Annotated in this window: 11 protein-coding genes; all 11 read right to left on the reverse strand. The window is 56.7% G+C overall.

The window, feature by feature from the left end; translation table 11 throughout:
* Positions 1-367 precede the first annotated feature (367 nt).
* The 11 genes from gmhB to rpoC all read right to left on the reverse strand — a co-directional run bounded on the left by gmhB (position 368) and on the right by rpoC (position 12,320).
* The gene (gene gmhB, locus HB860_RS17840; RefSeq protein WP_247627504.1) at positions 368-910 is read right to left on the reverse strand and encodes a D-glycero-beta-D-manno-heptose 1,7-bisphosphate 7-phosphatase; all 543 of its coding nucleotides are present in this window, start codon (positions 908-910) and stop codon (positions 368-370) included.
* A gap of 113 nt (positions 911-1,023) precedes the next feature.
* Complete coding sequence (tuf, locus tag HB860_RS17845; protein ID WP_025328607.1) at positions 1,024-2,208, reverse strand: elongation factor Tu; 1,185 nt, start codon at positions 2,206-2,208, stop codon at positions 1,024-1,026.
* Between the two features lie 54 nt (positions 2,209-2,262).
* Positions 2,263-4,368: an elongation factor G gene (gene fusA, locus HB860_RS17850; RefSeq protein ID WP_139439119.1), complete on the reverse strand. Its 2,106-nt coding sequence runs from the start codon at positions 4,366-4,368 to the stop codon at positions 2,263-2,265.
* Between the two features lie 75 nt (positions 4,369-4,443).
* Positions 4,444-4,914 carry a 30S ribosomal protein S7 gene (gene rpsG, locus HB860_RS17855; RefSeq protein ID WP_010675949.1) on the reverse strand — a complete coding sequence of 157 codons (471 nt, stop codon included), beginning with the start codon at positions 4,912-4,914 and terminating at the stop codon, positions 4,444-4,446.
* A gap of 93 nt (positions 4,915-5,007) precedes the next feature.
* Positions 5,008-5,382 carry a 30S ribosomal protein S12 gene (rpsL, locus tag HB860_RS17860; protein ID WP_005306278.1) on the reverse strand — a complete coding sequence of 125 codons (375 nt, stop codon included), beginning with the start codon at positions 5,380-5,382 and terminating at the stop codon, positions 5,008-5,010.
* Positions 5,383-5,564: 182 nt separating this feature from the next.
* Positions 5,565-5,843 (reverse strand): sulfurtransferase complex subunit TusB, encoded by a 279-nt coding sequence (gene tusB / locus HB860_RS17865; RefSeq protein WP_247627505.1) that lies wholly within the window; start codon positions 5,841-5,843, stop codon positions 5,565-5,567.
* A 7-nt stretch (positions 5,844-5,850) separates the two neighbouring features.
* Positions 5,851-6,207: a sulfurtransferase complex subunit TusC gene (gene tusC / locus HB860_RS17870; RefSeq protein WP_139439123.1), complete on the reverse strand. Its 357-nt coding sequence runs from the start codon at positions 6,205-6,207 to the stop codon at positions 5,851-5,853.
* A 9-nt stretch (positions 6,208-6,216) separates the two neighbouring features.
* Complete coding sequence (tusD, locus tag HB860_RS17875) at positions 6,217-6,609, reverse strand: sulfurtransferase complex subunit TusD (protein ID WP_247627506.1); 393 nt, start codon at positions 6,607-6,609, stop codon at positions 6,217-6,219.
* A gap of 86 nt (positions 6,610-6,695) precedes the next feature.
* Positions 6,696-7,076 (reverse strand): RidA family protein, encoded by a 381-nt coding sequence (locus HB860_RS17880; protein WP_041206542.1) that lies wholly within the window; start codon positions 7,074-7,076, stop codon positions 6,696-6,698.
* 26 nt (positions 7,077-7,102) lie between these two features.
* A complete protein-coding gene (locus tag HB860_RS17885; protein ID WP_025328613.1) occupies positions 7,103-7,819 on the reverse strand; it encodes a helix-turn-helix transcriptional regulator in 717 nt (238 codons plus the stop codon).
* Positions 7,820-8,015: 196 nt separating this feature from the next.
* Positions 8,016-12,320: a DNA-directed RNA polymerase subunit beta' gene (gene rpoC / locus HB860_RS17890; protein ID WP_139439129.1), complete on the reverse strand. Its 4,305-nt coding sequence runs from the start codon at positions 12,318-12,320 to the stop codon at positions 8,016-8,018.
* Positions 12,321-12,396 lie beyond the last annotated feature (76 nt).

Here is a 12,396-nt window from a genome sequence, read left to right on the forward strand (position 1 = left end):
TGCTGAAATAAACTGTGACAACCGAAGTTGTCTTGGTCACTTCACCAGACATTGAAAATCAAAAATTGTTTTTGATGTTCGATGCTGTGAGTGCCCACACAGATTGCTTGATTCAAATTGTTAAAGAGCGACGCAACAGTATGTTGCTGCGGGAGTGGAATTCTACTCAACCGCCTTCTCGAGTCAAGCCTTATTTTCAAAGGCTTTTCTAGGTTATCGACCGGGTTGTTTGCGTTGCCGCTTGCCCTGTCGATGGAGGCGCATTATAGGGAGCTGAAACTTTCTGGCAAGCAGATAATTGCAAAAAGATGGCTTTCATCAACCGTTCGCTCACAAAGCCACCAATGCGCATATTAAGCGAACAAAATCAGCCCGCGGCAGGCACTGAAACGGCAAAATCGTGCAGATTGTCATAGACGACATCAGCCAGCGCAGTGCCCTCGTCGGTCACAGCCTTGCCGGTGCGCACCATCACCTTGTGTCCTACTCCGGCATTGATGGCCGCTTTCAGGTCGGAAGGCTTGTCACCCACCATATAAGAGCGCGCCATGTCGATGCCCAGCTCCTGCTGCGCCAACAGCAGCATGCCGGGTGCAGGTTTGCGGCAATCACAGGGAGCGCCGTGATCCGGATGATGAGGACAGAAATAGATACCATCGAGGTCAACGTCCCGGTCGGCCAGTGACCAGTCCATCCACTCGGTCAGGTTCATGAAGTCGTCTTCACTGAAGTAGCCGCGGGCGATGCCGGACTGGTTGGTGACGACAATCAGCAGATAGCCCTTCTTCTTCAGCAGCTGCAGGGCTTCGATCACCCCGGGCAGGAAATGGAAGTCATCGACCTGGCTGACATAACCTGTGTCTTCGTTGATGACACCATCACGATCCAGAAAAATGGCGGGTTTACTCACGGGCACTACCTCGGTAATAGATGTTTGAAATGTGTCTCACGGGACAATAACGCCCCAAAAAATAAAAGGGGCAGCCGAAGCCACCCCTTTCATGTGTGCATTTAAAGTATCGATTAAGCGATAACTTTAGCTACAACACCAGCACCTACGGTACGGCCACCTTCACGGATAGCGAAACGCAGGCCGTCATCCATCGCGATCGGGGCGATCAGGGTAACAACCATTTTGATGTTGTCGCCTGGCATTACCATTTCTACGCCTTCCGGCAGTTCGATGGTACCGGTCACGTCGGTAGTACGGAAGTAGAACTGCGGACGGTAGCCCTTGAAGAACGGGGTATGACGACCACCTTCTTCCTTGGACAGCACGTACACTTCAGATTCGAACTTGGTGTGCGGCTTGATGGAACCCGGCTTGGCCAGTACCTGACCACGCTCAACTTCTTCACGCTTCACGCCACGCAGCAGGGCGCCAACGTTCTCACCGGCACGGCCTTCGTCCAGCAGTTTGCGGAACATTTCAACACCGGTACAGGTGGTAGAAACGGTGTCTTTGATACCGACGATTTCTACAGTCTCACCTACCTTGACGATACCGCGCTCTACACGACCGGTAACTACGGTACCACGGCCAGCGATGGAGAAGACGTCTTCGATAGGCATCAGGAACGGCTGGTCAATGGCGCGCTCCGGCTCCGGGATGTAGGTATCCAGGTGGTGAGCCAGCTCGATGATCTTCTCTTCCCATGCAGCGTCGCCTTCCAGCGCTTTCAGCGCGGAACCACGTACTACCGGCAGGTCATCACCCGGGAAGTCGTACTCGGTCAGCAGTTCACGAACTTCCATCTCGACCAGTTCGAGCAGCTCTTCGTCGTCTACCATGTCGCACTTGTTCATGAACACGATCATGTACGGGATACCAACCTGGCGACCCAGCAGGATGTGCTCACGAGTCTGCGGCATCGGGCCGTCAGTCGCGGCTACTACCAGGATCGCGCCGTCCATCTGGGCAGCACCGGTGATCATGTTCTTAACGTAGTCGGCGTGACCCGGGCAATCTACGTGGGCGTAGTGACGGATCGCGGTGTCGTATTCTACGTGGGAGGTGTTGATGGTGATACCACGCTCACGCTCTTCCGGTGCCTTGTCGATCTGGTCGAAGGCGAAAGCTTTACCACCGAAGTGCTTGGCCAGCACGTTGGTGATGGCGGCGGTCAGGGTGGTTTTACCGTGGTCAACGTGGCCGATGGTGCCGACGTTTACGTGCGGTTTATTACGCTCAAATTTTTCTTTAGACACGACGTAGTCCTTCTAGGTTAAACCCGCCTACCGTCGTAGGCGGGGAATCATAAATTACTTGGATTTGCGCTCTTCGATCACGGCCTGGGCGACGTTAGTCGGGGCATCGTGATACTTGGCGAATTCCATGGCGTAGGAAGCGCGACCCTGGGTAGCGGAACGCAGGGCAGTCGCATAACCGAACATCTCGGCCAGCGGCACGAGAGCACGAACGATCTTGCCGGACGGGCCGTCTTCCATACCTTCGATCAGGCCACGACGACGGTTCAGGTCACCGATCACGTCGCCCATGTAGTCTTCCGGAGTCTCAACTTCTACTTTCATGATCGGTTCGAGCAGAACCGGGTTGGCCTTCATGAAGCCAGCCTTAAAGGCCATGGAAGCAGCGATTTTGAACGCCAGTTCGGAGGAGTCGACATCGTGGTAGGAACCGAAGTGCAGACGCACGCCCAGATCCATAACCGGATAGCCTGCCAGAGGGCCGGACTTCAGCTGCTCACGGATACCCTTGTCAACACCCGGGATGAACTCACCAGGAATGACGCCGCCCTTGATGTCGTTAACGAACTCGTAGGCTTTGCCTTCTTCCAGCGGGTACATGTCGATAACAACATGACCGTACTGACCACGACCACCGGACTGCTTGGCATGCTTGCCTTCGATGTCCTTGACGGTAGTGCGGATGGTTTCACGGTAGGCAACCTGCGGCTTACCTACGTTCGCTTCTACCTTGAACTCGCGACGCATACGGTCAACGATGATGTCCAGGTGCAGCTCACCCATACCGGCGATGATGGTTTGGCCAGATTCTTCGTCAGTCCATACGCGGAAAGAGGGATCTTCCTGCGCCAGACGGCCGAGTGCCAGACCCATCTTCTCTTGGTCAGCCTTGGTTTTCGGCTCAACCGCGATGGAGATTACCGGCTCCGGGAATTCCATACGCTCGAGGATGATCGGCGCTTTTTCGTCACACAGGGTGTCACCAGTGGTCACGTCTTTCAGACCGATGGCAGCGGCGATGTCGCCTGCGCGAACTTCTTTGATCTCTTCACGCTTGTTGGCATGCATCTGAACGATACGGCCAAAACGCTCGCGCTTCTCTTTGACGGAGTTCAGCACGGAGTCACCGGAGTTAACCACACCGGAGTAAACGCGGAAGAAGGTCAGGTTGCCTACGAACGGGTCGGTAGCAATCTTGAATGCCAGAGCAGAGAACGGCTCGTCATCGGAAGCGTGACGCTCGTCCTTGGTCTCGCCATCCAGCTTCAGACCGTCGATGGCTGCTACGTCGGTCGGAGCCGGCAGATAGTCAACCACGGCATCCAGCATGGCCTGTACGCCCTTGTTCTTGAACGCGGAGCCACAGGTAACCAGGATGATTTCGTTGTTCAGAACACGCTGACGAAGAGCTTTCTTGATCTCTTCCTCGGTCAGTTCTTCACCACCCAGGTATTTTTCCATCAGGTCTTCAGACGCTTCAGCAGCCGCTTCAACCAGGTTCATGCGCATTTCTTGCGCTTGTTCCAGCAGCTCGGCCGGGACGTCTTCGTAATCGAAAGACACGCCCTGGTCAGCTTCGCTCCAGTTGATGGCTTTCATCTTGACCAGGTCGATAACGCCCTTGAAGTTCTCTTCTGCACCGATGTTCAGTTGCAGGGGAACCGGCACGCCTTTCAGACGGGTCTTGATGTGCTCAACGCAGCGCAGATAGTTGGCGCCGGTACGGTCCATCTTGTTGACGAACGCGATACGGGGAACCTTGTACTTGTTAGCCTGACGCCATACGGTCTCAGACTGTGGCTGTACGCCACCTACGGCACAGTACACCATCACGGCGCCGTCCAGAACACGCATTGAACGCTCTACTTCGATAGTAAAGTCAACGTGGCCCGGGGTATCGATGATGTTGATACGGTGCGGTTGGAACTGTTTGCCCATACCGGACCAGAAAGCGGTGGTCGCGGCGGAGGTGATGGTGATACCACGCTCTTGTTCCTGTTCCATCCAGTCCATGGTGGCGGCGCCATCGTGAACTTCACCGATCTTGTGACTTACACCGGTGTAAAACAGAACGCGCTCGGTAGTAGTAGTCTTACCGGCGTCGATGTGAGCAGAGATACCGATGTTACGATAACGCTCAATGGGGGTTGTACGAGCCATTGTCATCCTCTTACTAGGGCACTTGTCCCCAGATAATTAAAGGTGCGCAGAGCCAGAAGACCCTGCGCAAGCGGATTACCAGCGGAAGTGAGCGAAGGCCTTGTTCGCTTCAGCCATACGGTGAACGTCTTCACGTTTCTTGACAGACGAACCCTTATTGTCAGCGGCATCCAGCAGCTCGCCAGCCAAACGCTGAGCCATTGATTTTTCACCACGTTTACGAGCGGCATCAACCAACCAGCGCATTGCCAGGGCATTGCGACGAACCGGACGAACTTCTACCGGTACCTGATAGGTTGCACCACCGACGCGACGAGATTTAACCTCGACCGCCGGACGAATGTTGTCCAGAGCGACTTCGAACAGGGCCAGGTGCTCTTTGCCAGATTTGGTGGCAATGATGTCCAGGGCGCCATAAACGATGGCTTCTGCAACAGATTTCTTACCGTCAACCATTACTACGTTGACAAATTTAGCCAGCAGCTCTGATCCGAACTTGGGATCCGGCAGGATTTTACGCTGACCAACAACACGACGTCTTGGCATTTCAAATTCTCCGTAACTTCAGGGGTTACCCAAAACTAGAAAGTTATCTAACTAGAAACGAATTAACGTTTGGCCTTACTTAACGGAGAACCATTAAGCTTTCGGACGCTTCACGCCATACTTGGAGCGAGCCTGCTTACGGTCTTTAACACCGGCACAGTCCAACGCACCACGAACGGTGTGATAACGAACACCTGGCAAATCCTTGACACGACCGCCACGGATCAGAACAACGGAGTGCTCCTGCAGGTTGTGACCTTCACCGCCGATGTAGGAGGTGACTTCGAAGCCGTTGGTCAGACGTACACGGCACACTTTACGCAGTGCAGAGTTAGGCTTCTTCGGGGTGGTGGTGTATACACGGGTGCATACGCCACGCTTCTGAGGGCACGCTTCCAGCGCCGGCACGTTGCTTTTCACAACGAGCTTGATGCGTGGCTTGCGAACCAACTGGTTAATAGTTGCCATCAAAAGGCTCCTGATAATGACTTCATAAACGTGTGAAAAATCCTCCCCGCAGATACGGGGACGCGAAATTTTATGCCCTGTTGTCTGGGGAGTCAAGATTTATACAATTCGTGCGCCAAAAGGGCAAATGACATCCCGCCATTATTGTGATAACCACTTGAGCTGACAGGCAAAAATGAAAACTAGCCGGCCCAGGTCTGCGGTGATCCCTGTTCGGCGATCAGCTTGATCAGGCCGGCCATGTCGAGTTCCATCCCGATCCTGGGGGACAGGCCCCTCGCCTTCAGGTCTTCCCCCATCACATAAAGCGGGATCCCGCTCAATCGTTCGCACCACTGCGGGGCCGTCGTTGCCACCACGGCGTCCTGCATCAGCACCAGCAGATCCGCTTCCTGACGATAACGCATCACCTGCTCGAGGTCCTGACTGAGGAAGGGAGAGCTCAATACCAGCTGTATCATGGGCACCTCAAAAGCTGATGTGGGTGGTGAAGTTGTCCCACTGGCGGCGGATCTCGGCCGGGCTCAGCACCGTCACGGGGATCAGCAGATCCGCGGCGGTCAGACCACGCTCGGCCAACGACGCCGCACAGACATAGACCTCCTCGACATCGTACAGTTCCAGCATCTTGAAGGTCGGGGCATAGTGACGCTGCAATATCCCCTGTGGCGACTGCTCCCTGACCAGTTGCAGCACGCCATCGCCGATGAGGAACAGCGCCAGGGATTCCGTCAACGCAGAGGTGGCCAGCAAGGCATCCAGGCCCTCTCGTCCACTCGCCGTACCGTGGGGACCACGCCGGCAGATAAAGGCTATCTTGGTCATTCCATCCCCCTAGAGCTGGACGAAGCGGTCGGCGGTCAGACTGGCCTCCGCCAGCTGACCCAGCCCGCTTAAACGAAACGGGGCCTGCAGATTGAACTGGGTCTTGCCGACCCCCTTGGCCTCGGCCTCGTCGAGCACCCCGCGGCGCATGGCGGCGGCGACACACACATCGATGGCAATGCCCTGCGCCAGGGCCAGCTCGCGCCACAGCGCCACCAGGTCGGTCTCATCGCTGGCCGGTGCATGCAGTCCATTGCCGTTATGGACCCCATCCTGATAGAAGAACAGATGGGTCAGCTGATGCCCCTGCTCGATGAGGCTCAGGGCGAAGCGATAGGCGGTGCTGGCCGTCTGGGTGCCATAGGCGGGCCCGGTGACCAGCAGGGCAAAATTCAGACTCATGTCCGGACTCCTGCACAGATGTGCATCCATTCTACCTCAAAGACGAAAAAGCCCCTCCTGGGAGGGGCTCTTCCGATGACTCAGACTCAGACGTAAGCAATGGCTTCGACTTCGACCAGCACATCCTTCGGCAGGCGAGCCACTTCCACGCAGGAGCGCGCCGGAGCAGCGTCACCGAAGTAGCGGGCATAGACCTGGTTGAAGGCCACGAAGTTGTTCATGTCGCTCAGGAAGCAGGTGGTCTTCAGCACCTTGCTGGTATCGGCACCCGCCGCCTTCAATACTGCAACCAGGTTCTTCATCACCTGTTCGGCCTGCGCCTCGATGCCACCGGCAACTATGTCCATGGTGGCCGGATCGAGCGGGATCTGCCCGGAGGTGAACACCAGGTCGCCCAGCTTGGTAGCCTGAACATAAGGACCAATTGCGGCAGGCGCCTTGTCGGTTGCAATCACTTCTTTAGCCATTGTTATCTATCCCCTATCTATGGCGCTTACTCGCTCTCTTCTTCACCCTGCTTGCGCTGTCGGATGTAGAGATACACGGTATGTTTGGAAATATTCAGCTTGTCGGCGACCAGGTTGATCGAGTCCTTGATATCAAATATGCCCTTCTCGAACAACTGGGTCACGATAAAACGATTCTTGGCGTTGTTGGCCACGGAGGGATCGCGGTTGATCTCGTCGATGGTGTTGTCCACCGTCTGGGCAACCAGCTCCTCCACGCTGTTGGCGAAGGTCTCCGGCGATTGACGCTCCACTTGCTGGGGCGTCGGGAAGAATTCGGCCACGAACTCGTGGAAAGGCGCATTGATGTGCAGGTTGATGCAGATAAGCCCTATCACCTGCTTGTCGCGGTTGCGGATGGCGATGGTGCTCGACTTCATCAGCGCACCGGTCCGGCTGCGGGCAAAGTAGCTCTGGGTGTGATCCTGGCCCGTGCTCTCGATGTCCTTGAGCATGCGCAGGGCCAGATCGGTGATCGGTGCCCCCAGGGTTCGCCCCGTGTTGAATCCGTTCGCTATCTTGATCACTGACTCATGCAGATTTTCCAGGGAATGCAGCACCACTTCGCAGTGCTTGCCGAACAGATCGGCCAGGCCCTCGATGAGGCCCTCATAAGAACGCAACAATTCCCTGTCTTCGTCTGTAAAAGCGCGACCGCTCAGTTGCTCTTCGGGAAGCAGTACTTCCTCGATACCGACAGCCATGTTCTACCCCTGTAATAACCATTCAACTTTCCCGAGTTTTCAATTGCGGGGGATCAATGTCAACTTTTTTTGATTTTTTGCTCTATAACCTTGCACTGGATCATCCCCTGCCCCAGCCCGGTGCAAGGTTCTGCCGGCGGGCAGGCAACAAAAAGGGCCCCTTGAAGGAGCCCTTTTTAATCACTGCAGCTGAAGATTACTCTTCGTCAAAACTGCCGGCTGCGTTGAGCAGATCCGCCAGATTTTGCTGAGCCTCATCGGCGGTCACCTGCGGTACACCGACAGCACGGGCTGCGGCGGCACGCTGGTTGATCCGGCTATGGTGGTAGGCAAAGCCGGTACCAGCCGGGATCAGACGACCCACGATCACGTTCTCTTTCAGGCCACGCAGTTCATCACGCTTGCCACCAACGGCCGCTTCGGTCAGAACACGAGTGGTTTCCTGGAAGGAAGCCGCGGAGATGAAGGACTCGGTGCTCAGGGATGCCTTGGTAATACCCATCAGGATATGACGGTAGGTGGCCGGGGTCTTGCCTTCGGCAACCAGTTTACGGTTGGCAATCTTCACACGAGCCACTTCAACCTGCTCGCCTTCGATCAGGTCAGTGTCGCCAGCGCTCAGGATCTCGCACTTGCGCAGCATCTGACGAACGATGACTTCGATGTGCTTGTCGTTGATCTTAACGCCTTGCAGACGGTAAACGTCCTGCACTTCGTTGGCGATGTAGTTGGCGACCGGGCTGATACCGCGCAGACGCAGGATGTCGTGAGCAGACTCAGGACCGTCCGCCAGCACTTCACCCTTCTCAACTTTTTCACCTTCGAACACGTTGAGGTGACGCCACTTCGGAATCATCTCTTCGTAGATGTCGCCACCGTCGGTCGGGGTGATGACCAGACGGCGTTTGCCCTTGGTCTCTTTCCCGAAGGAGATGGTACCGGAGATCTCGGCCAGGATAGCCGGTTCCTTCGGTTGACGTGCTTCGAACAGATCCGCAACGCGCGGCAGACCACCGGTGATGTCCTTGGTACCGCTGGACTCTTGCGGGATACGCGCTACCGCGTCACCCACGCCCACGTTGGCACCATCCTCCAGGTTCACGATCGCCTTGCCCGGCAGGAAGTACTGGGCTGCAACGTCGGTACCCGGGATCATCACGTCTTTGCCGTTCAGGTCGACCAGTTTCACGGTCGGACGCATCTCTTTACCGGCGCTCGGACGTTCGTTGACATCCAGCACGACGATAGAGGAGAGACCGGTCAGCTCGTCGGTCTGACGAGTGATGGTCACACCGTCGATCATGTGTTCGAAGTCCAGGCGACCTGCCACTTCGGTGATGATCGGGTGGGTGTGCGGATCCCAGTTGGCGACGGTATCACCGGCACTCACGGCCTGGCCATCTTTCACTTCCAGCACGGAACCGTAAGGCAGCTTGTGGCTTTCCTTGGTACGGCCCATCTCGTCCATGATGGTCAGTTCGGTAGAACGGGAGGTGATAACCAGCTTGTCGGCACTGTTGGTAACGAACTTGGCGTTCTGCAGCTTGATGCTACCGGTGTTCTTGACCTGGATGCTGCTCTCGGCAGCAGCTCGGGATGCGGCACCACCGATGTGGAAGGTACGCATCGTCAGCTGGGTACCCGGCTCACCGATGGACTGGGCGGCGATAACACCGACAGCCTCACCCTTGTTCACCAGGTGACCACGGGCCAGATCACGGCCGTAGCAGTGAGCACAGTTACCGAAGTCGGTCTCACAGGTGATGGCAGAACGTACCTTCACGCGGTCGACGGAGTTACGCTCCAGCAGGTCACACAGATACTCGTCGAGCAGAGTATTGCGCGCGACCAGGATCTCGCTTTCAGTACCCGGCTTGATCACGTCTTCGGCGACCACACGACCCAGCACGCGCTCACGCAGCGGCTCGACCACGTCACCACCTTCGATCAGCGGAGTCATCCACAGACCTTCGGTCGTACCGCAATCGTCCTCGGTGATCACCATGTCCTGAGCCACGTCAACCAGACGACGAGTCAGGTAACCGGAGTTCGCCGTCTTCAGTGCGGTATCCGCCAGACCCTTACGAGCACCGTGAGTGGAGATGAAGTACTGCAGTACGTTCAGACCTTCACGGAAGTTCGCCACGATCGGCGTTTCGATGATGGAACCATCCGGCTTCGCCATCAGGCCACGCATACCGGCCAGCTGACGGATCTGGGCGGCGGAGCCCCGCGCACCAGAGTCGGCCATCATGAAGATGCTGTTGAAGGAGGCCTGCTCTTCTTCTTCACCCAGGGAGTTGACGTTCCGCTCCTTGGAGAGGTTATCCATCATGGCCTTGGAGACGCGATCGTTCGCGCTGGCCCAGATATCGATAACCTTGTTGTAGCGTTCGCCCGCGGTCACCAGACCGGACAGGAACTGGTCCTGGATCTCGGCGACTTCGGCTTCGGCTGCCGCAATGATGTCTTTCTTGGCATCCGGGATGACCATGTCATCGATACCAACGGAAGCACCGGACAGGGCCGCATAATGGAAACCGGTATACATCAGCTGGTCAGCGAAGATGACGGTGTCCTTCAGGCCCTGCTTGCGATAGCAGGTGTTCAGCAGACGGGAGATGAGCTTTTTGCCCAGCGCCTTGTTGGATACGGATTTGATCCAGTTCTGCGGATTGGCATCCAGATCGGCCTGCTCGGCGGCAGTCAGCACCTTGGGTTCGTCGATCAGCGCGTATTCCATGCCTTTCGGCAGGATCAGGCTCAGAATCGCACGACCAACGGTGGTGTTCTTCATCTCGGTGTGTTCACGCAGGGAACCGTCTTCCTGACGCAGGTATTCGGTAATGCGCACTTTCACACGAGCATGGAGATCGGCCAGACCGGCACGATAGACCTTTTCGGCTTCTTTCGGGCCGGCCAGCACCATACCTTCGCCCTTGGCGTTGATACGGGCACGGGTCATGTAGTACAGACCCAAGACCACGTCCTGGGAAGGAACGATGATCGGCTCACCGGAGGCAGGCGACAGGATGTTGTTGGTGGACATCATCAGGGCGCGCGCTTCCAGCTGGGCTTCCAGGGTCAGCGGTACGTGGACCGCCATCTGGTCACCATCGAAGTCCGCGTTATAGGCGGCACAGACGAGCGGGTGCAGCTGGATGGCCTTGCCTTCGATCAGGGTCGGTTCAAACGCCTGGATACCCAGACGGTGCAGGGTCGGTGCACGGTTCAGCAGGACCGGGTGTTCGCGGATCACTTCGTCCAGGATGTCCCAGACGACGGCTTCTTCGCGCTCCACCATCTTCTTGGCGGCCTTGATGGTGGTCGCCAGACCACGGGATTCCAGCTTGCCATAGATGAAGGGCTTGAACAGCTCGAGCGCCATCTTCTTCGGCAGACCGCACTGATGCAGACGCAGCGTCGGACCTACGGTGATAACGGAACGACCGGAGTAGTCGACACGTTTACCCAGCAAGTTCTGACGGAAACGACCTTGCTTACCCTTGATCATGTCGGCCAGGGATTTCAGCGGGCGCTTGTTGGAACCAGTGATGGCACGACCACGACGGCCGTTGTCCAGCAGGGCATCCACGGACTCTTGCAGCATGCGCTTTTCGTTGCGCACTATGATGTCCGGAGCTGCCAGATCCAGCAGACGCTTCAGGCGGTTGTTACGGTTGATCACGCGACGGTACAGATCGTTCAGATCGGAGGTCGCGAAACGGCCGCCGTCCAGCGGTACCAGCGGACGCAGGTCCGGCGGCAGCACAGGCAGCACTGTCATGATCATCCACTCCGGCTTGTTGCCGGACTGCAGGAAGGCTTCCATCAGCTTCAGACGCTTGGTGGTCTTCTTGCGCTTGGTCTCGGAGTTGGTCTGATCCAGCTCCTCGCGCATGGTCTTGACTTCACCTTCCAGATCGATGGCACGCAGCAATGCAAGGATTGCTTCGGCACCCATCTTGGCGTCGAATTCGTCGCCCCACTCTTCCAGTGCGTCCAGATAGTTCTCTTCGGACAGCATCTGGCTGCGCTCGAGGTTGGTCATGCCGGGTTCGATAACCACATAGGATTCGAAATACAGCACGCGCTCGATGTCACGCAGGGTCATGTCCAGCAGCAGACCGATACGGGACGGCAGGGACTTCAGGAACCAGATGTGGGCAGTCGGGCTGGCCAGCTCGATGTGGCCCATGCGCTCGCGACGGACCTTGGTCTGGGTCACTTCTACGCCGCACTTCTCGCAGATCACACCACGGTGTTTCAGGCGCTTGTACTTGCCGCACAGACACTCGTAGTCCTTCACCGGTCCGAAGATACGGGCGCAGAACAGACCATCACGTTCCGGCTTGAAAGTCCGGTAGTTGATGGTCTCAGGCTTTTTGACCTCACCGAATGACCAGGAGCGGATCATGTCAGGAGAGGCCAGACCGATCTTGATACTGTCAAACTCTTCGGTCTTGGTCTGAGCCTTCAAAAACTTGAGTAAGTCTTTCACGTGTTTCCCCTGTCAGGAGTCTAACCTCGGCGCCCTGCTGCCAAAGCAGCAGGGCGCCCACGTCAATTCTCGAACA

Origin of the sequence: Aeromonas genomosp. paramedia, from assembly GCF_023093515.1 — a bacterium.
Classification (GTDB): domain Bacteria; phylum Pseudomonadota; class Gammaproteobacteria; order Enterobacterales; family Aeromonadaceae; genus Aeromonas.